22 protein-coding genes are annotated in these 26,435 nt (G+C 55.7%); 2 read left to right on the top strand and 20 right to left on the bottom strand.

Annotated elements, in window-relative coordinates; genetic code table 11:
* Positions 1-18: 18 nt before the first annotated feature.
* The 9 genes from bamB to GBC03_11435 all read right to left on the bottom strand — a co-directional run bounded on the left by bamB (position 19) and on the right by GBC03_11435 (position 14,851).
* Positions 19-1,197 carry an outer membrane protein assembly factor BamB gene (gene bamB / locus GBC03_11475; protein QFS70781.1) on the bottom strand — a complete coding sequence of 393 codons (1,179 nt, stop codon included), beginning with the start codon at positions 1,195-1,197 and terminating at the stop codon, positions 19-21.
* Between the two features lie 10 nt (positions 1,198-1,207).
* Positions 1,208-1,828, bottom strand: a complete 621-nt coding sequence (locus GBC03_11470; protein QFS70780.1) for a tetratricopeptide repeat protein — start codon at positions 1,826-1,828, stop codon at positions 1,208-1,210.
* A 13-nt stretch (positions 1,829-1,841) separates the two neighbouring features.
* Positions 1,842-3,116: a histidine--tRNA ligase gene (gene hisS / locus GBC03_11465; protein QFS70779.1), complete on the bottom strand. Its 1,275-nt coding sequence runs from the start codon at positions 3,114-3,116 to the stop codon at positions 1,842-1,844.
* Positions 3,117-3,226: 110 nt separating this feature from the next.
* A complete protein-coding gene (gene ispG / locus GBC03_11460) occupies positions 3,227-4,345 on the bottom strand; it encodes a flavodoxin-dependent (E)-4-hydroxy-3-methylbut-2-enyl-diphosphate synthase (GenBank protein ID QFS70778.1) in 1,119 nt (372 codons plus the stop codon).
* A gap of 26 nt (positions 4,346-4,371) precedes the next feature.
* Positions 4,372-5,364 carry a cytoskeleton protein RodZ gene (rodZ, locus tag GBC03_11455; GenBank protein QFS70777.1) on the bottom strand — a complete coding sequence of 331 codons (993 nt, stop codon included), beginning with the start codon at positions 5,362-5,364 and terminating at the stop codon, positions 4,372-4,374.
* 287 nt (positions 5,365-5,651) lie between these two features.
* Positions 5,652-6,818 carry a bifunctional tRNA (adenosine(37)-C2)-methyltransferase TrmG/ribosomal RNA large subunit methyltransferase RlmN gene (gene trmG/rlmN / locus GBC03_11450; GenBank protein QFS70776.1) on the bottom strand — a complete coding sequence of 389 codons (1,167 nt, stop codon included), beginning with the start codon at positions 6,816-6,818 and terminating at the stop codon, positions 5,652-5,654.
* 209 nt (positions 6,819-7,027) lie between these two features.
* Complete coding sequence (locus GBC03_11445) at positions 7,028-7,459, bottom strand: nucleoside-diphosphate kinase (GenBank protein ID QFS70775.1); 432 nt, start codon at positions 7,457-7,459, stop codon at positions 7,028-7,030.
* Between the two features lie 135 nt (positions 7,460-7,594).
* Positions 7,595-9,907, bottom strand: a complete 2,313-nt coding sequence (pbpC, locus tag GBC03_11440; GenBank protein QFS70774.1) for a peptidoglycan glycosyltransferase PbpC — start codon at positions 9,905-9,907, stop codon at positions 7,595-7,597.
* Complete coding sequence (locus GBC03_11435; GenBank protein ID QFS70773.1) at positions 9,908-14,851, bottom strand: alpha-2-macroglobulin family protein; 4,944 nt, start codon at positions 14,849-14,851, stop codon at positions 9,908-9,910. It lies immediately after the preceding gene.
* 207 nt (positions 14,852-15,058) lie between these two features.
* On the opposite strand from GBC03_11435, the gene sseA reads away from it, so the two are divergent.
* Positions 15,059-15,907, top strand: coding sequence for a 3-mercaptopyruvate sulfurtransferase (sseA, locus tag GBC03_11430; protein QFS70772.1), 849 nt, complete (start codon positions 15,059-15,061; stop codon positions 15,905-15,907).
* A gap of 513 nt (positions 15,908-16,420) precedes the next feature.
* On the opposite strand, the gene sseB is transcribed toward sseA, so the two are convergent.
* The 11 genes from sseB to trmJ all read right to left on the bottom strand — a co-directional run bounded on the left by sseB (position 16,421) and on the right by trmJ (position 25,450).
* Complete coding sequence (sseB, locus tag GBC03_11425; protein ID QFS70771.1) at positions 16,421-17,197, bottom strand: enhanced serine sensitivity protein SseB; 777 nt, start codon at positions 17,195-17,197, stop codon at positions 16,421-16,423.
* 109 nt (positions 17,198-17,306) lie between these two features.
* The gene (gene pepB / locus GBC03_11420) at positions 17,307-18,590 is read right to left on the bottom strand and encodes an aminopeptidase PepB (GenBank protein ID QFS70770.1); all 1,284 of its coding nucleotides are present in this window, start codon (positions 18,588-18,590) and stop codon (positions 17,307-17,309) included.
* Positions 18,591-18,767: 177 nt separating this feature from the next.
* On the bottom strand, positions 18,768-18,968 hold the full coding sequence (gene iscX / locus GBC03_11415) for a Fe-S cluster assembly protein IscX (protein ID QFS70769.1): 201 nt from the start codon (positions 18,966-18,968) through the stop codon (positions 18,768-18,770).
* A gap of 11 nt (positions 18,969-18,979) precedes the next feature.
* Entirely contained in the window at positions 18,980-19,315 is a 336-nt protein-coding gene (fdx, locus tag GBC03_11410) for an ISC system 2Fe-2S type ferredoxin (protein ID QFS70768.1), read from the bottom strand.
* A gap of 1 nt (position 19,316) precedes the next feature.
* Positions 19,317-21,167 (bottom strand): Fe-S protein assembly chaperone HscA, encoded by a 1,851-nt coding sequence (hscA, locus tag GBC03_11405; protein QFS70767.1) that lies wholly within the window; start codon positions 21,165-21,167, stop codon positions 19,317-19,319.
* Between the two features lie 15 nt (positions 21,168-21,182).
* Positions 21,183-21,698 (bottom strand): co-chaperone HscB, encoded by a 516-nt coding sequence (gene hscB / locus GBC03_11400; GenBank protein QFS70766.1) that lies wholly within the window; start codon positions 21,696-21,698, stop codon positions 21,183-21,185.
* A 76-nt stretch (positions 21,699-21,774) separates the two neighbouring features.
* Positions 21,775-22,098: an iron-sulfur cluster assembly protein IscA gene (gene iscA / locus GBC03_11395; protein ID QFS70765.1), complete on the bottom strand. Its 324-nt coding sequence runs from the start codon at positions 22,096-22,098 to the stop codon at positions 21,775-21,777.
* Between the two features lie 19 nt (positions 22,099-22,117).
* The gene (iscU, locus tag GBC03_11390; protein ID QFS70764.1) at positions 22,118-22,504 is read right to left on the bottom strand and encodes a Fe-S cluster assembly scaffold IscU; all 387 of its coding nucleotides are present in this window, start codon (positions 22,502-22,504) and stop codon (positions 22,118-22,120) included.
* A gap of 25 nt (positions 22,505-22,529) precedes the next feature.
* On the bottom strand, positions 22,530-23,744 hold the full coding sequence (locus GBC03_11385; protein ID QFS70763.1) for an IscS subfamily cysteine desulfurase: 1,215 nt from the start codon (positions 23,742-23,744) through the stop codon (positions 22,530-22,532).
* Positions 23,745-23,985: 241 nt separating this feature from the next.
* Positions 23,986-24,477: a Fe-S cluster assembly transcriptional regulator IscR gene (gene iscR / locus GBC03_11380; protein QFS70762.1), complete on the bottom strand. Its 492-nt coding sequence runs from the start codon at positions 24,475-24,477 to the stop codon at positions 23,986-23,988.
* 241 nt (positions 24,478-24,718) lie between these two features.
* A complete protein-coding gene (trmJ, locus tag GBC03_11375) occupies positions 24,719-25,450 on the bottom strand; it encodes a tRNA (cytosine(32)/uridine(32)-2'-O)-methyltransferase TrmJ (protein QFS70761.1) in 732 nt (243 codons plus the stop codon).
* Between the two features lie 118 nt (positions 25,451-25,568).
* On the opposite strand from trmJ, the gene suhB reads away from it, so the two are divergent.
* The gene (gene suhB, locus GBC03_11370) at positions 25,569-26,372 is read left to right on the top strand and encodes an inositol-1-monophosphatase (protein QFS70760.1); all 804 of its coding nucleotides are present in this window, start codon (positions 25,569-25,571) and stop codon (positions 26,370-26,372) included.
* Positions 26,373-26,435: the final 63 nt, after the last annotated feature.

Raw genomic sequence — 26,435 nt, 5'->3', positions numbered from 1 at the left:
AGCGTACGACCAGGACGATTAACGTGTAATAGAGTACACGGTACCGTCTTTGGCCTGGATCAGCAGTTTGCCATCGGCAGAGACCGGTTCGGTCAGGAAGCCAGAGCTGTCTACTTTCTGCTGAGCCACAAAACGGCCGTCTTCGACATTAAGCCAGTGCAGGTAACCTTCGCTATCCCCTACCACCAGGTTGCCATTATACAACGCCGGGGAAGTCAGCAGACGGTGCAGCAGATCGCTCTGCGTCCACAGCGTTACGCCGCCATCGGTAGTCAGCGCCAGTACGCGGTCATTCTGATCCACCAGGTAGATACGGTTGCCGTCGACGATAAAGTCATTCACCGAGCCCAGTTCACGTTTCCACATGATCTGGCCACTGCGCAGATCCAGCGCGGTCAGGTTACCATTATAAGCCAGGGCGTAAACGACGCCATTGACGATAACCGGCGTGGTATCCACATCGCTCAGACGGTCGATCTCGGTAGAGCCGGTAGCCTGAGAAATACGCTGCTGCCAAATCATCTGGCCTTGCTGCATCAGCACGGCACTTACGCGACCATTATCACCACCGACGATGGCTGCACCAAAGGCGGTTGCCGGCGCAGATTCGCCACGCAGCGACAGAGACGGCATATCCAGGTTCACGGTCCACTTAATGGCGCCGTCGGCTTCATTCAGGGCCTGCAACTGACCGTTGCTGGTATGAATCAGCACCATTCCGTCGCTGACTACCGGACGAGAGAGCGCTTCGCCCGCCACTTTGGTTTGCCACGCAACCGTACCGTCCGCCGCGTTCAGCGCGTAAACCTGCGCTTTTTCGCTGCCAAGATAAACGTGACCGCCAGCAATCGTTACGCCGCCAGACAACTGCGCCGACGAGCGTGAGAACCAGCCATCTTTCTCGCCCAGGTTAACCGACCAAACTTCTTTACCGTCATCAGCATTCAACGCTTTCACCACGCCAGCCCGATCGGCAGCGTAGACCACGTTATCGGCATACGCCGGGTGGAGGTTGGAATAGAAATCACCGATACCGTTGCCTACAGAAGTGCTCCAGACCGTAGACGGGGTAAACTGATTTTCAACCACCGGTAATGGGGACATTTTTACAACGTCTTCTTCGCCACTAAACAGTGAACAGCCGCTCAACAGGGTAACGGAAAGCAGCCCTGGCAGAAGTAATTTACGCAATTGCATCGGGTCCCTCTCAGATGGACAAATTATTGATTTTCATCTGCATCATTTCGCTCAGTGCCGGGGAGGCATTACTTTTCACGCCCGCTTCCCATGCACTACGCGCACCTTGTTTATCACCTTTGCTCAGCAGCGCTTCGCCGCGCAGATCGGCAACAATTGCTGCCCATCCTTCACCCTTCACGCTATCAAGGGTTTTTAGCGCCGTGTCCGCCTGCTTGAGTTGAACCTGAACGCGAGCAAGACGCAGCGTGATCACCGCGTTAAGATTCTCATCACTCGTGGCGGCCAGTCCCTGCTGAAGCTGGGCTGCGGCTTTCTCAAGTTGATTCTGATCGACAAACTGCTGCGCCAGTTCCATCGACGCTAACGCGCCGTAGGCGTTCTTGTTGTCTGCGGCAAATTTCTCCGCTGCAGACAGGTCTTCTGCTTTACCCGCACTGAGCGAACTCACTACAGTTTGATATGACAGAGAAGTAGAGCGTGCGGACTCAGTCTGATGACTGTTCCAGTAGCGCCAGCCAACCAGCGCTCCAACACCTAAAATAACCCCAACAGCCAGGGCTTTGCCGTTTTCGGCAAAGAAGCGTTTAATCGCATCGACCTGGTCGTTTTCGTTCTCGTAAATTTCCACGCAGTCCTTCTCCTTAAGCCATTAACGTGCGCAAATGGGCGGCAACGCTGTCCTGTGCCACCTCAGTTTGCTCACCGGAGCGCAAATCCTTCACTACAACGGTGCCGGCAGCCATTTCGGACTCGCCAAGCACCAGAGCAACGCGGGCGCCCCATTTGTCAGCTCGGGCAAACTGTTTCTTAAAGTTGCCGCCGCCGTGGTTTGTCATCAGCTTCACGCCCGGGATTTCATCACGCACGCGCTCAGCCAGTGTCATTGCCGCAGACTGCGTATCCGCGCCTGAAGCGACCAGGTATATATCGACAACAGAATCGGCTTTAAATTCCGGATTAACTGCCTGAACCAGTAAAACAAGTCGCTCCAGACCCATTGCAAAGCCTACCCCCGGGGTCGCGCGACCACCGAGTTGCTCTACCAGTCCGTCATAACGACCGCCCGCACAGACCGTACCTTGAGACCCCAGACTGTTGGTGACCCACTCGAATACGGTGCGGTTGTAGTAGTCGAGGCCGCGCACCAGACGCTGGTTGACGGTGTAGGCAATGCCTGCGGCTTCCAGTAGTTTGCACAGACCCGCAAAGTGCTCGCGGGAATCGTCATCCAGATAGTCGCCAAGCTGAGGAGCATCGTTGAGCAGCGCCTGAACGTCCGGATTTTTTGAATCCAGGACGCGCAGTGGATTGGAGTACATGCGACGTTTGCAATCTTCGTCCAGTTTCTCAATGTGCTGTTCCAGGAACGCCACCAGCGCATCGCGATAGTTTGCACGTGCGTCCTGAGAACCAATGGAGTTCAGTTCCAGATTGACATGCTCAGCGATACCCAGTTCACGCCACCAGCGCGCGGTTAACATGATCAGTTCGGCATCAATGTCCGGTCCTTGCAGACCAAAAACTTCGGCGCCCAACTGATGGAACTGACGATAGCGCCCTTTCTGCGGACGCTCGTGGCGGAACATCGGCCCGATGTACCACAGACGCTGTTCCTGATTGTACAGGAGACCATGTTCGATGCCGGCGCGTACACAGCCCGCCGTCCCTTCCGGACGCAGCGTCAGGCTATCGCCATTGCGGTCCTCAAAGGTGTACATCTCTTTTTCAACCACGTCGGTCACTTCGCCGATCGCGCGTTTGAATAACGGGGTCTGCTCTACAATCGGCAAGCGGATTTCACTGTAACCGTAGCTGCCGAGCACGTTTTTGAGTGTGCCTTCAATGCGCTGCCAGATGGCGGTTTCGCCAGGCAGATAATCGTTCATGCCGCGAATGGCTTGAATGTTTTTTGCCACGTTTATTCTCTTTCTGAATATAAAAATGAACCCTCAGCGCTTCCCCGAGCGATACGGGAGCCATGCGGGTTCAATCATACACGGGAAGCACGCCGCTTCCCATCACGTTATTATTTTTCAACCTGCTGCACGTTAATACGCTGTGCTTCGTCGAGCATCGTCGCTTTGGCACGAATGCGGGCTTCAAGCTGGTCAATCATATCGCTATTATCCAGACGATCTTTGCGAACGCCATCTTCATAGAGACCACTTTTCTTGTTGCCGCCGGTCACACCCAGCGTGGACACCAGCGCTTCACCCGGCCCGTTAACCACGCAGCCGATGATGGAGACATCCATTGGCGTAATGATGTCTTCCAGACGCTGCTCCAGCGCGTTAACCGTACCGATCACGTCAAACTCCTGGCGCGAACAGGTCGGACAGGCGATGAAGTTGATCCCGCGAGCGCGGATGCGCAGAGACTTCAGGATATCGAAGCCAACTTTGATCTCTTCCACCGGATCGGCTGCCAGCGAAACTCGCAATGTATCGCCAATCCCTTCAGACAACAGCAGGCCAAGACCGATCGCCGATTTCACCGCACCGCTACGCGCACCACCGGCTTCGGTGATCCCTAAATGCAGCGGTTGATCGATTTGCTTTGCCAGCAGGCGATAGGATTCAACGGCGAGGAAAACATCAGATGCTTTTACACTGACCTTGAACTGATCAAAATTCAGACGATCGAGATGATCCACATGGCGCATTGCCGATTCCAGCAAAGCCTGCGGCGTCGGTTCGCCGTACTTTTCCTGTAGATCTTTTTCCAGCGATCCGGCGTTAACACCAATGCGAATCGGGATGTTTTTGTCACGGGCGCAATCCACTACCATGCGGATACGCTCTTCGTTACCGATATTGCCAGGGTTAATACGCAGGCAATCAACGCCGTACTCCGCCACTTTAAGCGCAATACGGTAGTCGAAGTGAATGTCGGCGACCAGCGGAACCGAAACCTGTTGCTTGATCAGTTTGAAGGCTTCTGCGGCATCCATCGTGGGGACGGAGACACGAACAATATCAGCGCCCACACGTTCCAGCGCTTTGATCTGATTAACCGTTGCTTCCACATCCGTGGTCCGCGTGTTGGTCATCGACTGTACGGCGATGGGAGCACCATCGCCAATCGGCACATTCCCAACGTAAATACGCGTTGATTTTCTACGTTGAATTGGAGCCTGGTTATGCATGAAAAATCTCCCGCGTTACCCGTCTATTACTGCGCCGGTGATTGTTCGGCATTTAGGGTCAGACGCGCAACCTGGTTAGTTCTGATAAAACGGCTCAGATCGACAGGTTTTCCTTGATACTGGATCTGCACCGCAGCCGGCGCGCCAATTTTAAGCTTATAAGGCGCCTGACCGGTCAGGTTTAAATTACCATCTTTGCGCTGCATTCCGCTGAACAGCTTTTTGCCCGTTGCATCGCTCACTTCCAGCCAGCAGTCGGCGGTAAAATTCATTACCAGTGCGTTCGGATCGGCAGCCGCTTCCACGCCCGCCTGATTGGTTGGCAACGGGGCCGCGCCGTCCGGCGTTGCCGGTGTAGCAGGGGTGGCTGTTGCGGTGTCAACGTTGGCCTGAGATGGGGCGACCACGGCGTTCTGCTGCGGGTCAATCGCAGGCGCCGCCGTCGGCGCAGGCGTTTGTGCCGTCTCCGCCGGACCGGTGGACGCCGGCGTGTTGTCCTGGCTTGCCGTTGCGCTGGTATCCAGCGGCACGCTTTGCGTGTTTTCGCTGTTGGCGTTCAGCTCAGCAGAGGATTGATCGGCCATTGTGGAGATCTCTTCCTGCTGCGCTTTGTGGTTTTGCCACCACCATGCGCCCGTCAGACCGACCACCACAAACAGCACCAGCCAGGTAAACGTCATCAACCAGCCATCGCGCTTTTTACGGCGTTTGCCTAGTGAGAAGCTCTGCATCGGTGCAACTTTCGCTGTTCGAACCGGTGCCTGCTTCTCCAGAGCCGGTAGCAGTTCTTCTTCAGGAATATGGACCAGACGCGCATAAGAGCGGATGTACCCACGCAGGAACGTTGAAGCCAAATCGGCAGGTGCCTTATCGTCTTCAATGTCGCGTACGGTGGATACCTTCAGGCAAAGTCGCTCAGCGACAGCCTGCTGGCTGAGTCCGAGTTGTTCACGGGCATTGCGTAGACGAACGCCGGTGGATTGTGCTTCATGTTGGTCGTGAGTGGCTTCAGTATTCATTCGCTACAGCTGCTGGTGAAAATTAAGGTTCAGGCGCCGGCGAGTCATAATGCCCACCCACGCCGCGAGAATCTGGTCAGTCAACCTGAGTCAAACAGTATAAACCCGTCTGCTGACTCTTAACAAAAACAGCTTAAGCCTGAGGGCTAAACTATTGTCGCGCCGTACATACTGCCCTAAAGTCGACAAAAACGCACCGTTATTATTGACCGGACAAGTACGACTCTGACCCTCATGCAAATTACACTGTGCCACAGCACAAAAATCAGGCTGTAGCACGTTCTGCATCAGACAGTTTTAACGTCGATAGCCTCACCCTGCATACGCTTACGCAGCGTACGTTTTGTACGGTCGATCACATCCCCCGCCAGTTGCCCACAGGCGGCGTCGATGTCATCACCCCGCGTTTTACGCACAATAGTGGTAAAACCATAGCTCATCAACACTTTAGAGAAACGGTCAATGCGGCTATTAGAGCTACGTCCATATGGCGCTCCCGGGAACGGGTTCCATGGGATGAGGTTTATCTTACAAGGCGTATCCTTCAATAACTCCGCCAACTGATGCGCATGTTCTGTGCCGTCGTTAACGTGATCAAGCATGACGTATTCAATCGTGACACGTCCCTGGTTGGCATTGGATTTCTCCAGATAGCGGCGAACCGCGCCCAGGAAGGTTTCGATATTGTACTTTTTGTTGATGGGCACAATTTCGTCACGAATTTCGTCATTTGGCGCATGCAGCGAGATAGCCAGCGCGACGTCAATCATGTCACCTAATTTGTCGAGCGCAGGCACCACGCCGGAGGTCGACAGCGTAACGCGACGCTTGGACAGACCGAAGCCGAAATCATCAAGCATGATTTCCATGGCCGGCACGACGTTAGTCAGGTTAAGCAGCGGTTCACCCATCCCCATCATCACCACGTTGGTGATCGGACGCTGACCGGTGATTTTCGCCGCGCCGACAATTTTCGCCGCACGCCAGACCTGACCGATAATTTCAGAAACGCGCAGGTTACGGTTAAACCCCTGCTGTGCGGTTGAACAGAATTTACACTCCAGCGCACACCCTACCTGCGAAGAGACGCACAGCGTGGCACGGTCATCTTCCGGGATATACACCGTTTCAACGCGCTGATCGCCCACGGCAATCGCCCATTTGATGGTGCCATCCGAGGAGCGCTGTTCTTCAACCACTTCCGGTGCGCGGATTTCCGCCACCTCTTTGAGCTTGTTACGCAGCACTTTGTTGATGTCGGTCATATCATCAAAGTTGTCGCTGCAATAGTGGTACATCCATTTCATCACCTGGTCGGCGCGAAACGGCTTCTCGCCCATCTCTTTAAAGAATTCGCGCATCTGCTGACGGTTCAGATCCAACAGGTTGATTTTGCCATTTTTTGCAGGAACCGCAGGCGTGATAATTTCAGAAGTGTTAACTAATTCAGACATAATTTTTTCCGGCCTCGTTGTTACACGTTATGGCCCATGGGAGGTTGAAAAGAAACGCCCCGGTAAGCAGTGGCTCATCCGGGGCGTTGCATTGTACAAAGTCTGGCGCAAGGATGCCACGTTTGCACGCGGCATTTATCGAAAAATTATTCCCGAATATTTCGCGTCGCGGGAAGGTGGCACACTGACGAATTCCCGGATGAAGGGAATTAGCGCGTGCGAGCGCACACTTCGCCTTCGCCAAAGAAGTAGGCGATTTCACGCTGGGCGGATTCCACGGAATCAGAACCGTGAGTACCGTTTTCGGTGAAGCTGTCAGCGTAGTCAGCACGCAGCGTACCCGCCAGGGCGTTAGCCGGGTTGGTTGCGCCCAGCAGATCGCGGTGACGCTGTACCGCGTTTTCGCTTTCCAGCACGGACACCACGATAGGACCCGAGGTCATGAACTCAACCAGGCCGTCGAAGAACGGCTTGCCGTCATGCTCAGCATAGAAGCCGCGCGCCTGCTCAACGCTCAGGTGCAGCATTTTGGTGCCGACAATTTTAAACCCTGCAGCTTCAAAGCGCGCAAAGATATTACCAATAACGTTTTTTGCCACCGCGTTTGGCTTGATGATGGAAAAAGTACGTTCAATAGCCATGATTACCTCTGAAAGATGTTCTGTTGTGTTTTACCTGGCGCGGATTATAAAGAGCATCCCGGCTATTGCATATGGACGAAGGTAACATTTTTTTAAAATAAGATGAGCATTAGCAACAAAAAGTGTCAATCTGGTCTACTGCAGGGTAAATCTCACCGTCGCAACCTGTCCGCTCGCCTCCATCGCCAGTAGCTGATAGTCCCCTTTTTCGCTCAGACGCAACGTGATACTGCGCCCACGTTCTTGCAGCGGTTCACCATTGAGGAACCACCAGCGCTCGCCTGCCCCGCCGCTGCTCTGAATCGTTAAGCTTGCCTCAGCGGCCCCCGGTAAACGTTTGACGATAGCGCCATCACGTACGCCTGACAGCAACAGCGGCAACGCAGGATCCTGCCCGTGTGGCGGACATTCCGTTGAGGCCAACGGCAAGCGCGCACTGCGACGTTCTGCGGCGGGCAGCCACGGTTCCAGCGGCAACGGCCAGACAATCAGCATCTGCTCTCGCGCCTGCGGGCAATCGGCAGCAACGCGTCGACCAGCCTTATCCAGCCAGACAGGGAAACGAATACCGCTCACCCCCTCCTGTTCCGGCAGCAGTAGCGTGGGCGGTTGTGCGTCCTCCAGCAGCCAGGTGGCCAGACGACGCCGGCAATTGCTGTCACCCGGAGGAAGAGACTGTCCGCCTGGCCAGCACACGACGCCACGCGTAACCGACTGCGGTCGCGAGTCTTCCGGCAGCGAGGTATTGCGGGCTAAGAGCAGGTTGTTCACCTGATTGAGCAGCGGGATCGCACTGGCATAACCGAACTGTCCGGCAACGGGCGTGCCGTCCGGTCTGCCCGTCCAGATACCGATGATATAACGGGCATTGAGGCCAATCGCCCACGCATCACGATAGCCGTAGCTGGTACCGGTTTTCCATGCCAGCGGCACTACCCGGGGAAGCGCGCTGTCCGGCAGCGGTTGCGCTTCATCGGCTAAAATTCGTCGGATGATCCACGCCGCGCCCGGCGACATTAGCGTGCGTTCGACAAGCGGATCGCCCGGTTGCAGACGCAGGATTCCCGCTTTGCCGTGGCGGGCAAAAGCGCTGTACCCCGCGACCATATCCTCCAACCGTGCGCCTGCCCCTCCCAGAATAAGCGACAGATTGGGAGCCGCGCCTGCGGGCAGGAACAGCGGCAACCCGATATTACGTAATTGTGCGGCAAAGCGCTTTGGACCGTAGGCTTCCAGCACCTGTACCGCTGGCAAATTCAGCGAGCGCACCAGCGCTTCGCTCATACTGACGGGGCCATGAAAACCGCTGTCAAAATTACCTGGGCGATAGTCCCCGCTACGACGCGGCACATCCTGCAATAAGGACGCCGGATGGATTAATCCGTCATCCAGCGCCAGTCCATAAACAAAAGGCTTCAGCACTGAGCCAGGCGATCGAATCGCCTTAACCATATCCACATGACCGAAGCGCGTGTCATCGTTCAGATCGACCGAGCCGACCCAGCCACGCACGCTCATGTCGGTGTGATCGACGACGATCATCGCCAGCGAACTGCGCGCAGGCAGCCTGCCCTTCCAGTTTTGCGCCAACTCTTCCAGTTGTCGCTGCAGCCCGGCATCCAGGGTAGTGACAATTTTGTCGCCTTGATTTTTGCCCAGCATCATCCGCGAGAACAGCGGCGCCAGTTGCGGCATCTGGCGGGGCGTCAGCCATACAGGCTCTTCACGTGACTCCTTAACCTGGCGCTGCGACCAGATCCCCTGTGCCGCCATGCGCGCGAGCACTTTGTTGCGCGCCGCTTCTGCCCGATCCGGCCAGCGATCGGGACGCAGTCGGCTCGGCGCCTGCGGTAATACCGCCAGTAAAGCGGCTTCAGAGTAACTGAGTTGCGCCGGAGGTTTACCGAGATAAGCCCAACTGGCCGCGCCAATCCCCTGCAACGTGCCGCCAAACGGCGCGCGGTTGAGGTACAACGTCAGGATGTCGCGTTTTGAGAGGTGCCATTCAAGCTGCAGGGCGCGCCAGAGCTGGCGAAACTTACCGCCGAACGTGCGGGGATGCGGATCCAGCAGACGCGCCACCTGCATGGTCAGCGTGCTGCCACCGGAAATCACCCGCCCGGAGGAGAGATCCTGCCAGGCGGCGCGAAGGATAGAGAGAGGGTTTACTCCCGGATGTTGCCAGAACCAACGGTCTTCATAGTTGATCAGTGCCTCAAGATAGCGCGGAGAGACCTCTTCGACCGTCACCGGATAGCGCCAGATACCGTCCGCGTCTGCAAACCGCCACAGCGGCGTCCCGTCATGCGCCACCACCACCCGCGCCGGATTGACCTCACGCAAAGGCAGCGGCCAGATTTTATCGGCCGCCCAGACGGCGCAAACAAGTAAAACAGATGCGGCAACCAGACCAAGCCAGCCGCCGCGTTTACCGGTTAATTGCCCCATTTACGGCTTAACAATCAGTATTTCCTCAGCCGCGCCGGTTGCCCGCCATTGCGGAACATACATTGATTCCACCATGGGCATCGGTACCTGATAGGTTCCCGGCGTCACTGCTCGCGCCAGATAGACCAGCGTTACTGGCTGCCCCTGATTCACCGCCACGGCAGCGACAAAGCGGTCATCCCGAAACTCCACGTGCTGAATATCTGCCTGCTGCATCTGATTTAGCAGATTCTGTACCTCACTGCCGCTGTCCTGCAAACTGGCGCTGCCGTTGGCCAGATTCTGGTTTTCCAGTTCCAGTCCGGCAGGCAGCAGATCTACCACCAGCGCATCCGGCACGTCCTGGCTGGCTTTCACTTCCAGCCAGACCAACACCAGCTCACCGCTGCGCAGTGATTCCAGCGATTTGCTCTGCCCATCGCTTCCCAGAATATGGCGCTCAATCTGCAACACATTGCTGGCAGGTGCCGGAATCGTTTGTGGATAACCGCTCACGTCCAGACGCAACCACATTGGCAGAGAACCGTTATTCGTCACCTGCAGCGCCGCGAGTTGATCGGCATCCAGATTACGGGTTTGCGCTTTATCGCCCGTCAGCGGTTGTTCCGCGAGTGAGGTCTGCGCCTGCCAGGTACCGGGTAAATCCTGTAGCGAGCGGGCGGCCAGGAACAGTGCGTTATTCTCCTGTGTTGACAGCCAGCGCTGACCAAACGCCTGTTCAGAGAGCGTGTTCAGCAACGTGTTCTGGACATCCGGCTTCAGGTTATTCTCTTCCAGCAGCGCCAGCATCAGCGCGTTATCACGAAGCGGACTGCCGTAATCGGCCAGCCACTGACGTTCATCGTGACGTGGGGTAGACAGTGCCAGCATCACCGCGTCGTCACTCCGCTTCGCGTCACCCATGGTTTTCAACGCCATGCCAAGTTGCAGCAGCGGTAAGCCGGAAGCAGCCTGACTGCGACGCTCCCAGATCTCGCGCAGTGCGCCAAGCGGGGCTTTCTGCTGACGCGCCAGTACCAGTGCAGCATAGGACTGCACGGCAAATTTGCTCGCCTGCGTGTCGCTGGTGTAGCGAATCGACATCATCCCCGGATCCTGCAGATAACGCAGTAGACGCGCGTTACCCTGATTGATCCCCTCTGTCGGAACGCTATAACCCTGCTCACCCGCCCGAACCAGGAAATCCATCGCATAGGCTGTCAGCCAGTACTCTTCCGGACCATTTTTGTCCCACAGCGCGAATCCGCCGTTGTCACGCTGCATTTGCAGCAGACGGGAAATCCCGGTTTCGATTGCCGCACGACGCTTCTCGTCGGTATCACCCGTAATGCCCAGCGCTTTTAGCTGCGCAGCATTGGTATAAAGCGACGGGAACAGACCGCTGGTGGTTTGTTCCAGACAGCCGTAAGGATATGCCTTCAGCTCACGGATGTAGCGCGCCAGATTCAACGGCGGTTTACCGCTGAACAACAACTGACCCTGTACGGTAACCGGAGAGAAATTCGCTAACGCCTCCGCGGGAGGTGTCCAGCTTTCACCCGGTTGCAGCATCACGCCGTTATTGACCGTTTGCGCCGGGAATGCCGGACGTACGCCAATCTTCCACTGCTTCTGTTGCAGTCCGATGCTTTCTCCCGGCACGTTCAGTCCGCTTATCGTCGCCTGCAACTCGCCATCGCCAAATCCCTCTTTCGCACGAACAGGAACGAACAACGTTGTACGCACGCCCGGCGCCAGACTAACCTGCGCAGGCTGGTCGCTGACCAGTTCGATCAGTCCGCTGGCGGTCAGCGCCACGTTCAGTGATTGTGATTGATCGGTCAGGTTGGTCACGTCCAGTACCAGTCGCGAAGTATCACCGCCGGCCATAAAGCGCGGCATATTCAGCTCAGCAATGATCGGGGCGGCGACGATGGTCTTGCTTTCATTGCTGCCAAAGTCATCCGCCGTCCACGCCTGCGCCATCACGCGCAGCTCGCCGTTGAAATCGCCAATCGGTAGCGTCACGCTGCCTTCACCCTGTTCATTCAGCATGACCGGTTGCGCCTGCTGCGCCACAATAGTCACATGATTGACCGGCGGTTTGCCGCCGCGCTTCAGTTCATCGCCATCACCACCAAAGCGCAGTGCTGCCTGCCGCCCCTGGCCCTCAATAACCTGACCATAGATGTCATAAATATCCGCGCCGTAGCGTTTTTGCCCGAAGAACGCCTGCCACGGATCCGGCGTGACGTAATCAGTAATGTTCAACACGCCGCTGTCCACCGCCGACACCAGCACATTTACCTGTTTTGGCGTCTCGCCATTTTTACTGCTGGCCTTGATCTTCACGGTCAACGGCTGGTTCGGACGCATTTTAACCGGGGCTTCGAGCGCCAGATCCAGACGACGGTTTTCGTCCCCCAGCGGGAGATGCAGCAGCCCCACGGCACGTTTCGGCGTTGCAGAGCGGGATTTATCGCCCGGACGCACCACCAGCGTGCTCAGATACAGATCGTGGCGATTCCAGGATTTATCGACTGGAATGGAGAGATCCAGCCCCTGGGCCGGAACATCAATTTCCTGCCACCACAGCGGACCTTCGCTGGATTCCACCATCGCATAGCCTTTCCCTGCCGCCGGTGCCGCGATATGCAATTTCATCGTGTCGCCCGGACGATAGGCCGGTTTGTCCAGTTTCAGCGTGACGCGATCCGGCCGCGCCGCGCCGCTGCCATCGCTGTTATCCTGCCAGCTATAGCCCGCCCAGAAACGGACGCTACTGACCGCATTGTTTGGCGCTTTAACTTCCAGTCGGTAAGCACCCCATTCCACCGGGAATGTCACTTTGCCGGTTTCATCCGCTTTCAGATCCAGCGTCTGTTCACCTTCCACCAGATCTTTTTGATCAAAGCGCGACTGCCAGCCTTCGCTTTCCAGCCAGTCCCAGTAGTAGTCGCGACGCTCACGAATCAAACGCACCTGTAATCCGGAGACCGCTTTCTTCTCGCCCTGGGCATCGACATAGACAATGTCAAAGGCGGCGTTGCTATCTTCATCGACAATCGGCTGATTCACCGTGGTATCGGTGCGGTAGTCATACACTGCTTTCACCGCAAATTGCGGACGGATACCCGGTAACGTATCTGCCGGCCAGATAGCCTGTTCAGCGCGACGCGTAACGGGACGACCACCGGACTCCAGCAGACTGGCCTGCAAAATCACCTTCAACGGCGAGTGGGTTTCACGCCATTCGCTGTTGGTGCTGATGTCGCCACGCCCGGTTTCGTCCAGCGTCAGTTGTACTTCATCGAGACTGCGTGACAGGTTTTCCTCGGCGATATTGCCAAACTGGAAGCCAGGCAATGACGGTACCGCATCACGCAGCGGGCGTAGGTACCATTGTCCCTGCAACGCATTGCCGTTCGCCGGGGCACCGTAAAGGTAGTAGCCGACCACCGAGAACGTCACCTTGTCAGACGGCGACAAAGGCATTTTTTGACCGGTGAGATTCAGTGCCATCCGCTCCGGCATGAAATCTTCAACGTGGAAATCCCACATCCGGGTCTGGTTATCCCCCGTGTTGGCGCGAATGTGCCACATTCCAGTCGGCGCGCCGCTGTCCAGCGGATACGTAAAGCGATACAACCCGTTCTCCGGCTGACTGACCACAGTACGGATTACCTGACCGTCCGGCTTAACCACTTCCAGCTTCACCGGCTGATCGGGCAGCGTCTTGCCGTCACTGTCGCGCAGCAGACCATTGAGGATCACCGTCTCGCCGGGACGATACAGATCGCGCGGGCCAAACATAAAAAACTGCTTGCTATAACCGGGATCCCCGGCGATATCGAATTCCGCTAAATCCAGCGCCGGGAGTTTCAGATCCAGCAGCGTGGTTTGCCCCTCTTTACGCGCCAGCAGCAGCGCGGCGTTTGGGTTATTTTCGAGCTGGACATGGCCTTTCGCATCGCTGGTTGCCTTCGCCAGGGTCTGCCCTTTCTCATCCAGCAAGGCAACCTCCACGCCCTGCTGCGCGGTACCATTCTCCAGGCTTTGCGTAAACACATCGAGCCGACTCTGGTAGCGATGCGCCGACACGCCGATATCGCTGAGCGTGAATAACGTTGCAGCGTTGCTGTACTCGTACTGCCCGGCTTTGGTCATCACCGCAACGTAGACACCGGCCTGCTGCAGCGGTTTAATCTCGCTCAGTGGTAGAAGGAGTTTTTCGCGGGTGTTACGCGCGGGATTGAGATCGAAACGACCGGTATAGACCAGATCCGCCATTTTCAGCAGATTGTCAGATTCCCAGTTGGACAGAGAATTTCGGTACTCCCACTGGCTGACAAAGGCCGCCAGCGATTCCTGCTTCACGCGGAAAAAGTTAACGTCTACGTTGTTCACGTTAAGCGCCATCACCGGTAAACCTTCCACCACTTTACCCGGCAGCAGCGAACCGCGGCTGGCAAAGCCCACGCTGGGCTGGATATCACGCGTGGTCAGGCTTTTCTCATAGTTGATTTCGAAAATCGCTTTGTTCAGCGCTCTGAGATCGCGCTCAATGGTCACAATCAGTTCGCGATTGGGTTCCAGGTGACGTAAGCGCAACTCTTTCAGATTCGGCGACAGCTCCCACGCGCCATCGACTTTGCCGCTTTTTTTATCCACCACGTGGATAACACGGGCAAAATCCTGTTCAGGATCTAACGGGATGGAGAAGGTCAGCACCAGGGTGGATGCACCGTCCAGTTGCACCTCAGAGGCATCCAGCAGCGTCAGCGCTTTGCCTTCACTCTGTTGGGCCAGTTTCTGCAACTGCGCGGTATCTTTGTCCGCTTTCTTTTCCGCAGCGGGTTGCGCGGCGGGGGCGTCGTTTTTCGCCACCGTCGGTGCTTTATCGTTGTTGTCGCACCCTGCCAGCGCCAGCATTAACATGCAGGCGACTACGCGTATGTGTTTCATTTTTAATCCCTGGCCAGCATGGCCCGTTAGCAACGTAGAACCGTTATTATGCGTGAGATTTCACTTTGTGTAAGTCTCTATCCCACCCATCGAGTCCGAATTTAATTAAGAAGTGTGGGATCACCAGACAAATCGGCCTCTTTTACTTGTCCCCTGTTGGCAAAGGCCCGACAATTTGCCGGACACCTGATAAACATGGAGATACCCATGACTACTGCCTTTTTTGTCGCCGCCGACTGGCTTGCCGAGCATATTGACGATCCGCAGATTCAAATTATCGACGCCCGTATGGCGCCGCCAGGACAGGAAGACCGCGACGTTGCGCAAGAGTATCGCGCGGGACACATCCCGGGCGCGGTGTTTTTTGATATCGAAGCGCTCTCCGACCACACCTCACCGCTGCCGCATATGATGCCGCGCCCGGAAAGCTTCGCCGTTGCGATGCGTGAACTGGGGGTAGATCAGGATAAACATCTGATTGTTTATGATGAGGGAAATCTGTTCTCCGCCCCGCGCGCGTGGTGGATGCTGCGAACCTTTGGCGTGGAGAATGTATCCATTCTGGGAGGGGGCCTGGCTGGCTGGCAACGTGATGAATTGCCGCTACAGGAAGGCAACGTCGAACTACCGGAAGGCGACTTTGATGCGGCGTTTACTCCTGAAGCCGTAGTACGCGTCACCGACGTGTTGCTCGCCAGCCACGAAAAAAGCGCACAGATTGTCGATGCCCGCCCGGCAGCACGGTTTAATGCCGAAGCCGACGAGCCGCGTCCGGGTCTCAGACGCGGTCATGTGCCTGGTGCCTTAAACGTGCCGTGGACAGAACTGGTTCAGGACGGTGAACTGAAAACAACCGACGAACTGGATGCCATCTTCTTTCGCCACGGGGTCAGTTTTGACAGACCGATCATTGCCAGCTGTGGTTCCGGCGTGACAGCTGCGGTTGTTGTACTGGCGCTGACGACGCTGGACGTGCCAGACGTCGCGCTGTATGACGGCGCATGGAGCGAATGGGGAGCCCGTGCGGATTTACCGGTTGAACCCGGCGGAAACTAAATAAATTCTGATTTATTAGTCTGTCTCGCCCACAAAAAAACCGCTCTAACGTTTGAGCGGTTTTTTTGTGCTGGTCCGGTTCGCGGCCTTTCCAGCTGGCTGTGTTGCCATAGCAACGCAGGCACACCTCAGTGTTGCAGATAGTCCCTTTTCAAGAAAAGAAAGTCAAGTCAATTAGCTGAGAAACTATTTCACAATTGAAGTATTATCCTTACCGGCCCTTTCCGCCGCCTCGCAAGCGGGCACTGGTTACGGGAAAGGTCGTTCCATGGCCGTCTGCGCAGGCACACCTCAGTGCTTGCTGTCACGGCATTATCGCCAGTGGTGCTGTCGTGAAGCGGTCTTCGCATGGACCGCACAATGAAGATACGGTACGTCTGTATCGTGCTTCTTGTTTCTGGCGTGTTGTGCCTTCACGCAGACCAGAGTTACTTCGGTAATTCTGTTTTCGTAAAGACCAACGGCCAGGGCAGGTAAGCGAGGATGCCGCCTTTCGGGGCGGCTTTCCTTCACTTAAATTATCCGATTCTGTTTAAAATCGCGCAGGAACCCACCCCAACGGCGTTCGTAGAACGGTGCGATATGTTCGGTGATAAAGTGGCTGATCCCCTTCTCCCCTTTTACCACCTGGCAGATATCAATCGGTTCATCGCCCGGTAATGTATCTGTCGCCACACTGCCTGCAGCATGAATAATTTCTTCAATATCGCCATCGGCTTCGATACCAATCAGCAGGTTGGCCTCAGCGTCCGCACGCTCTTTAATCGAACAGAGAAAGGCGCGCTTCACCGGTTTGATGGTTTTGAACAACGTAGTGAGTGAGTCAATCATCTGCGCGGGCGGTTCGGCCACTTCGGAGAGGATCAGGGATTCCCCGCCTTCCAGCACTTCCTGCGTACTCAGCGGATTACCCTCTTCCCCCATCAGCAGGCTGATTTCGCGCGGCATGAACTCTTTGCCCGTCGGCAATTTAGCGTTAAGGAACAGCGTTTCGCCGAGTGTCATTTCAAACAGCGTGCGTACCGGCATCACCACAAACGCCTGCTCATCTTCTACTGCCTGCTGCAACGCTTCCAGAGAGGTGAAAAAGGGAATAACGGTGGTGCCATCTTCTTTTTCCCAGTGCTGAAGATCGAGCGCGCTGTCTTCGACAATCGCCTCGCCTTCTGCCGCAGTGCCTGGCACCCAAACGGTGGATTCCAGCAGGGTGCGGAAAAATGCCGGACGATGCGCAGGTTCAGTCGCGGCTTGTTCCAGTAAGGTTTCTAATTCGTTTTTGGTTTCAGACATAGGGGTCACAAATTATCTATATGAATTGTAGGCCTGATAAGACGCACAGCGTCGCCATCAGGCAAAATGCCGGGTGGCGCTTCGCTTACCCGGCCTACAAAAACACCTTTCAGGCAGTCAACAAGTTGGCGATGGTACGCACGCCCAGACCTGTCGCCCCGGCAGACCACTGCTCAACCGGCGCTTTGCGATAGGTTGCAGAGCAGTCGATATGCAGCCAGCCCTGCTGGTAGTTTTCCACAAAGTGCGACAGGAATCCTGCGGCCGTACTCGCCCCCGCCGGATACGCTGCGCTGCCGGTATTGTTCAGCTCGGCAAAATTAGACGGCAACTGGTTGCGATGGAATTCCGCCAGCGGCAGACGCCAGAACGCCTCGTTCTCTTCGGCAGCGCTTGCCAGCAGACGATTCGCCAGTGGGTCATCAAAGCTGAACAGCGCATGATAGTCGTTACCCAGCGCGGTTTTCGCGGCACCGGTCAGGGTTGCGGCATCGATGATCAGTTCCGGTTTCTGCGCACTGGCGTCGATCAAACCGTCCGCCAGCACCAGACGCCCTTCAGCATCGGTATTCATCACTTCCACGCTTTTACCGTTGCGATAGTGGATGATATCGCCCAACTTGAAGGCATTACCGCTGATCAGGTTGTCCGCACAGCACAGGTACAGCTTCACGCGTTTGTTCAGACCGCGCGTGATAGCAAACGCCAGCGCGCCGGTTACCGTTGCGGCACCACCCATATCAGACTTCATGGAGTCCATAAAGGCGCTCTGCTTGATACTGTAGCCGCCGGAATCGAAGGTGATCCCTTTCCCGACCAGGCAGGCATAAACCGGGGCTTCTTTATCCCCTGTCGGGTTGTAATCAAGCGCCAGCAGAACCGGTTGACGTTCAGAACCACGACCAACGGTATGCAGTCCCATGTAGTTCTGCTCGCGCAGATCTTCACCTTTGGTAATGCGGTAAGAGACGTGATCGCACGCCACGCTGCACAGGAGATCAACGGCGCGCTGCGCCAGTTGCTCTGGCCCCAACTCTTCCGCCGGTGCGTTAATGGTGTCACGCACCCAGTCAATGATGGTCAGACGGTTATCCAGTTCCTGGCGCTGTGCATCGTCCAGGTTTGGCCATTCCACTTTGCGGCTGCCTTTTGGCCCTTTGTAGCCCTGCCAGAATGACCAGCAGCGGTCAGCATCCCAGCCCTCACCTGCCAGCTGTACATGCTTGATACCGAGGCCGTCGATCTTCCGCGCTGCGCGCTGGATCAAACCGAGGTCGTCTTTACCGTTAAGATGCAAAGCAATACCATCGTTATTAATGCTGTATGTGGCTTTTTCGCCCCAACGCGCATCGGCAGGCTGCGTAGTGAGCGTGATTTTCATGGCTTCTGTCATTGTAATTTTTCCTTATTAGCAAACGGGCCGCCCGAAGGCAGCCCGTAATATTCTTCATCCTTTGAGTTGCCTCTGCGTTGGCTTCATCCACTCACACCAGTCACATAGTTATCTATGTTCCTGGCGATTCGTGGCCTTGCCGCCTTGACGCAACTCAAATGATTTTGAATACGCGACTTACTCTGCTTCATCTAACCAGACTAGCAGAATCGCCTCCAGAATTTTTTCACTGGATGCGTCAGGGTCGTCATCAAATTCCTCAAGATCGCAGATCCACTGATGGAGATCGGTGAAACGAACGGTCTTGGGATCGAGATCGGGGAAGGCGTCGTACAGCGCTTCGCCGATTTCGCGGCTATCGGTCCACTTCAGTCCCATACTACCCTCTGTTAATGCTCACGAGCATGATTGATTGTGTAACGTGGGATTTCGACCACTAAATCATCCCCGGTCACGCGAGCCTGGCAGCTTAAACGGCTTTCCGGCTCCAGTCCCCAGGCTTTATCCAGCATGTCGTCTTCTTCTTCCGTGCTTTCCGGCAGGGAATCAAAACCTTCACGCACGATGCAGTGGCAGGTCGTACAGGCGCAGGATTTTTCGCAGGCGTGTTCAATCTCGATACCGTTGCGCAGCGCAACGTCAAGAATGGTTTCACCGGTCTCCGCTTCCAGAACTGCGCCATCCGGACAGAGATCCTGATGAGGCAGAATAACAATCTTTGGCATATTAAACCTCGTCCACGGAATGGCCTTTCAGCGCGCGACGGACCGACTGGTCCATGCGCCGGGCGGCGAATTCCTGGGTTTGTTTGTCTACGTTTTTAATGGCTTGTTCGATAGCGTCAACATCATCGCCCAGCGCCACCTCGCTCAGGTGCGCGGCGGCATCGTCGATCTGTTGACGTTCTGCGGCGCTTAACAGCGCGGCATCAGCGGTCAGCGCGCCGGTTAAACTCTCCAGCACGCGCGCCGCTTCGACTTTCTGCTCTGCCAGCATACGGGCTTTTACGTCCTGTTCGGCAAAGCTCATCGAATCCTGAATCATCGAGGCAATTTCGCTATCGGTCAAACCGTAGGACGGTTTCACCTGGATAGAGGCCTCAACGCCGGTGGATTTTTCCATCGCGGTGACGCTCAGCAGACCGTCAGCGTCCACCTGGAAGGTGACGCGAATGTGCGCGCCGCCAGCCGGCAGCGCCGGAATACCGCGCAGTGCAAAGCGCGCCAACGAACGGCAGTCCTGCACCAGTTCACGTTCGCCCTGCATCACGTGGATAGACATCGCGGTCTGACCGTCTTTGAAGGTAGTAAAGTCCTGCGCGCGGGCCACCGGAATGGTGGTGTTACGTGGGATCACTTTCTCCACCAGACCGCCCATCGTTTCCAGTCCCAGCGACAGCGGGATCACGTCGAGCAGCAGCATTTCACTGTCCGGCTTGTTGCCGACCAGGATATCGGCCTGGATAGCCGCGCCAATCGCCACCACTTTATCCGGGTCGATGGACGTCAGCGGCGGACGACCAAAAAATTCGCCCACACGTTCGCGCACCAGCGGTACGCGCGTGGAACCGCCAACCATCACCACTTCCAGGACTTCCTGCGCCTCAACGCCGGCATCTTTCAGTGCACGACGACAGGCCAGTAGCGTGCGCTTAACCAGCGCGGAAATGAGCTCATTAAACTGTTCGCGGGTAATCTCACCCTGCCAGCCCGCCACGTTAACCGTTACGGACTCGGCATCGCTGAGCGCAATTTTCGCCGCGATGGCGGCATCCAGCAATTCGCGCTGAACACGGTTATCACTGCGATCGGTAATCCCCGCCTGTTCGCGGATGTAATCTGCCAGCAGGTGATCGAAGTCATCGCCGCCAAGCGCAGAATCCCCGCCGGTCGCCAGCACTTCGAACACGCCGCGGCTCAGGCGCAGAATAGAAATATCAAACGTTCCGCCGCCGAGGTCATACACCGCAATGACGCCCTCTTTGCCGGAATCCAGGCCGTAGGCAATCGCCGCTGCGGTCGGTTCATTGAGCAGGCGCAGGACATGCAGACCCGCCAGACGCGCGGCATCTTTGGTCCCCTGACGCTGTGCATCGTCAAAGTACGCCGGTACGGTAATGACCACGCCATCCAGATCGCCGGAAAGCGACTCAGTGGCACGCGCCGCCAACGCTTTCAGGATATCAGCAGAAACACGAATCGGATTCAGCAAACCCGCCGCCGTTTCAATCATCGGCAGGCCATTAACGCTTTCCTGAAAACGGTACGGCAGATGGGGGTAACGAGTCTGAATATCTGCCAGCGAACGCCCCATCATGCGTTTTACCGAGCTGATGGTATTGGCGGTATCCAGCGCGGCATTGGCGCGCGCATCATAGCCGACCGTGTGGCCCTGCTGCTGATAGTGAACGACGGACGGCAGCAGATGACGACCGTCGCGATCGGCCAGCGTTTCCGCCTGCCCGCTACGTACGGTTGCGACCAGAGAGTTGGTGGTCCCGAGATCGATACCCACAGCCAGACGACGCTGGTGTGGCGCTGCGCTCAGACCAGGCTCACTAATTTGTAATAAGGCCATAATTGCTTCCGAATATTAAAAATCGAGCAGTTTTTCTTCGAGTTGTTCTGCACTGCTTCGCAGTTTATCGAGAAAACGCAGTTTACGCACGGTATCGGCCGCAACGTCCCACGTCTCGCTATCCAGTTGTTCCACCATCAGCTGATGGCGGCTATCAAACATCTTTTTCACGCGCTGAATAAAACGTTCCAGCCGCGCCTCGTCTTTCGCCTGTTCGATCTCATCGAGTTCTTCACGCAATTCCAGTTGTTCCATCAGGAATGCGGTGTCGCGCACCGTGTGCTGCTCGTTGCTGAGATCAAAACCGTGTAACGAAAGCAGATATTCTGCGCGCATCAGAGGATGGCGCAGCGTTTGCCAGGCCTGGTTGATGGTGGCGGATTGCGAAACGGCAGCAAGCTGTTCCGCCTGGGTACCGCTGGCAAATTTATCAGGGTGATACTGACGTTGCAGATCCTGAAAACGAAGGCTCAGCGCCTGAATATCGAGCGGATAACGGGCCGGTAAGCCAAAGAGGGTGAAGTAGTCCATAACATTCTCAGGGGTAGCCTGTTAGAACAAACCCCACACGTAGCTTGGCCACGGCGGGGTTTTCGGATGACGCGCGTTACACGTGGAAGCTTTCGCCGCAACCACACTCGTCTTTCACATTCGGGTTAGTGAATTTAAACCCTTCGTTCAGACCTTCTTTTACGAAGTCTAACTGCGTTCCGTCCAGAAATTGCAGGCTTTTTCCGTCAACCACGACCTTAACGCCTTTGTCTTCAAACACGGTATCTTCTGCCGCCGGTTCATCAACAAATTCCAGTACATACGCCATACCTGAGCAGCCGGAGGTTCTCACGCCCAGACGCAGGCCAAACCCTTTACCGCGGTTCGCCAGGAAGGTATTTACTCGCGCTGCTGCACTGTCGCTAAGTGTAATCGACATAATAAAACCTCAACTCTTCTTATTTTGCTTCACGTTTGCTTTTATAGTCCGCAATAGCGGCTTTGATCGCGTCTTCTGCCAGAATAGAACAGTGAATTTTCACGGGCGGCAGTTCAAGCTCATCGGCGATATCGGTGTTTTTGATCGCCTGTGCTTCGTCCAGCGATTTCCCTTTCACCCATTCGGTGACCAGGGAGCTGGACGCGATAGCGGAACCGCAGCCGTAAGTCTTGAAACGCGCGTCTTCAATGATACCTTCATTGTTGACTTTGATCTGCAACTTCATCACGTCGCCACAGGCTGGTGCACCCACCATGCCGCTTCCCACGTTCTCGTCGCTGTTGTCAAAAGAGCCCACGTTACGTGGATTCTCGTAATGATCGATTACTTTTTCGCTGTAAGCCATGATGAATTCCCCTTATCGGTACCGATTAATGATGTGACCATTCGATGCTGTTCAGATCCACGCCCTGCTTGTGCATTTCCCACAGTGGAGAAAGGTCACGCAGACGGCCGATAGATTTACGAACCAGTTCGATGGTGTAATCAATCTCTTCTTCGGTAGTAAAACGACCTAAAGAGAAACGAATAGAGCTATGCGCCAGCTCGTCGGTCATTCCCAGCGCGCGCAGCACATAGGAAGGCTCGAGGCTCGCAGAGGTACAGGCGGAACCTGAAGAGACCGCAAGGTCTTTCAGCGCCATGATCAGCGACTCGCCTTCAACATAGTTAAAGCTCACGTTGAGGATGTTTGGCGCGCCCTGTTCGAGGTCACCGTTCAGGTAGACTTCTTCCATATCTTTCACGCCGTTCCACAGACGGTTACGCAGACCGCGCAGACGCGCCATCTCGGTTTCCATCTCTTCTTTCGCGATGCGATAGGCTTCGCCCATGCCGACTATCTGGTGGACGGGCAGCGTACCGGAACGCATACCGCGTTCGTGGCCGCCACCGTGCATCTGTGCTTCGATGCGAATACGCGGTTTACGGCGAACGTACAGCGCGCCGATCCCTTTCGGGCCATAAATTTTGTGACCGGAGAAAGACATCAGGTCAACTTTCAGTTGGCTCAGATCGATAGGCAGTTTGCCCACGCTCTGGGTGGCGTCAACGTGATAGATGATGCCGCGCGCACGGCACATTTCGCCGATAGTCGCGATATCCTGCACCACACCGATTTCGTTATTCACGTGCATGATGGAAACCAGAATGGTGTCGTCACGCATCGCCGCTTCCAGCGCGTTGAGATCGATAATTCCGTTGCTCTGCGGCGCCAGGTAGGTTACTTCAAACCCTTCGCGCTCCAGTTGACGGCAGGTATCCAGCACGGCTTTGTGTTCGGTTTTGCTGGTGATGATGTGCTTGCCTTTTTTCTGATAAAAGTTGGCTGCACCTTTGATCGCCAGGTTGTCGGATTCAGTCGCACCGGAGGTAAAGACGATTTCACGCGGATCGGCACCCACCAGATCGGCAATCTGATTACGGGCGATATCCACCGCCTCTTCAGCCTGCCAGCCGAAACGGTGTGAACGGGAGGCCGGGTTACCAAAGGTTCCGTCCAGCGTCAGGAACTGCATCATTTTCTCGGCAACACGCGGGTCCACCGGCGTGGTTGCGGAGTAATCGAGATAAATCGGTAATTTCATTGCTCTATAAACTCCGTACATCGCTTCAATGCAAGGAGTCAGGCAACCGGCTGGATGTACGACCGTGTTAACGGAGCGCAAGCGCCCCGGCCTGACTCTGAAATACTTTTACGCTTCATCCTTCAGACTGCCTCTGCGTTGGCGGTCTTCACTCACCTCAGTCACTTACTGATGTAAGCGCCTGAGGATTCGCTCAGTTGCCGCCCTGATGCAGCCAGAATGATATTGCGTACTTTTCTAATTAAGCGCGTAACTTAACGTCAATTGCGTCTTGTGCACGATTTGTGCGTGGAGCGTCGTGGCTGTGCTGGCGACCAGACACATCCAGGACTTCCTGATTATTCACCAGTTCGCCTAACGTGATGTTGTTGAGGAAACCGGTCAGACGGTCGCTCAAGTCACGCCACAGCGCGTGGGTCAGGCATTTATCGCCGCCCTGACAACCGCCTTTGCCCTGACAACGGGTCGCATCAACCGACTCGTCAACAGCGCTAATCACTTCACCAACTGCAATACTGCCGGCATCTTTGCCCAGCAGATAACCGCCGCCTGGTCCACGTACGCTGGAAACCAGACCATTTTTACGCAAACGGGAGAACAGCTGTTCCAGATAAGAAAGGGAAATTCCCTGACGTTCAGAAATATCAGCCAACGGTACCGGGCCCGCTTCGGAGTTGAGCGCAACGTCCAACATTGCGGTCACGGCATAACGCCCTTTAGATGTCAGTCTCATGTCTTACTTAGCCTCAAACTCGCCCCTGCCCGGGGTTTTTTATTGTAAAATGGGGGTATTGCATAGCAGGGCCAAGTCTGACATTCCCGACTAAATCAGTCAACTATTTACTTGACTGTTTTAGTCAGGTATTTAACCTTCAGTGCCATTTTGCGTTGCCGGATGGCGCTTCGCTTATCCGGCCTACAGACCGCACGATTCGTAAGCCGGATAAGCGAAGCGCCATCCGGCATTAGCACCGTTACTTGCTTTTATTCTGCTGCTCAATAGAGGCAAGCATTCCACGCAGAATATTCAGCTCCTGGCTCTCCGGACGCGCGCGCGTAAACAGACGGCGCAGTTTGTTCATCACCTGCCCGGGGTGGTTTTCACGGATAAACCCCGTCGACAGTAACGTCTGCTCAAGGTGACCGTAAAAACGCTCCAGATCGTCCACCAGCGGGTACGGTGCTTCTTCATGCACCACCGCGTCAGGGTTTTCCTGTGTTGCCAGCCAGGCCATGCGCACTTCATACGCGATGACCTGTACCGCCATCGCCAGGTTCAGCGAACTGTACTCCGGGTTTGCCGCAATCGCGACGTGGTAATGGCATTTTTGCAGTTCGTCGTTGGTCAGTCCAACGCGTTCACGACCAAACACCAGCGCTACGGGGGTATTTGCCGCTTCCGCGACGCTTTTTAAACCGCATTCGCGCGGATCGAGCATCGGCCACGGCAGCGTACGCGAACGCGCGCTGGTTCCGACGACCAGACTGCATCCGGCCAGCGCTTCATCGAGGGTGTCGACGATCTGCGCGTTGCCGATCACATCACTGGCCCCTGCTGCCAGGGCGATAGCCTGGGAGTCAGGTTTTACGAGCGGGTTAACCAGCCACAGATTGGTTAACCCCATTGTTTTCATTGCGCGGGCAACAGAGCCCATGTTGCCGGTGTGTGACGTTTCCACCAGCACGATTCGAATATTTTGCAGCATTGTCTTTCTTCAGCTAAAGATTATTCGCCCATATTATCATAAATCGAAGACATATTCCGATCTCGCTGCTATACTCTGCGCCGTTTTCCCGTTCTTTAACATCCAGTGAGAGAGACCGATGCATCCGATGCTGACCATCGCCGTGCGCGCAGCGCGCAAGGCGGGTAATGTAATTGCCAAACACTACGAAACGCCTGACTCAGTAGAAACCAGCCAGAAAGGCAGCAATGATTTTGTGACCAACGTCGATAAAGCCGCCGAAGCGATTATTATCGAAACGATCCGCAAATCTTACCCACAGCACACCATCATCACCGAAGAAAGCGGTGAACATGAAGGTACCGATCAGGATGTTCAATGGGTTATCGATCCACTGGATGGCACCACCAACTTCATAAAACGTCTGCCACACTTCGCCGTTTCTATTGCGGTACGCATTAAAGGCCGTACTGAAGTCGCTGTGGTTTACGATCCCATGCGTAATGAACTGTTCACCGCCACCCGCGGCCAGGGCGCTCAGCTGAATGGCTATCGTCTGCGCGGCAGCAATGCGCGCGATCTGGACGGCACCATTATCGCTACCGGCTTCCCGTTCAAAGCCAAACAGCACGCCACCTCTTACATGAATATCCTCGGCAAAATGTTTACCGAGTGCGCTGACTTCCGCCGCACTGGTTCTGCCGCACTGGATCTGGCGTATGTTGCCGCCGCGCGCGTTGACGGTTATTTCGAAATCGGCCTCAAGCCGTGGGATTTCGCCGCAGGTGAACTGATCGCCCGCGAAGCAGGCGCACTGGTTTGCGACTTTACCGGCGGTCATAACTACATGATGACCGGCAACATCGTGGCAGGTAACCCGCGCGTGGTAAAAGCAATGCTGGCGAGCATGCGTGATGAACTGAGCGACGCGCTGAAGCGTTAATCGTTTGCTGCCGGATGGCGGCTAACGCCTTATCCGGCCTACAGATCATTTTACTCTGTAGGC

The sequence above is a fragment of the Citrobacter telavivensis genome (assembly GCA_009363175.1).
Classification (GTDB): domain Bacteria; phylum Pseudomonadota; class Gammaproteobacteria; order Enterobacterales; family Enterobacteriaceae; genus Citrobacter_A; species Citrobacter_A telavivensis.
This window is presented reverse-complemented; position numbering and strand designations above follow the sequence as displayed.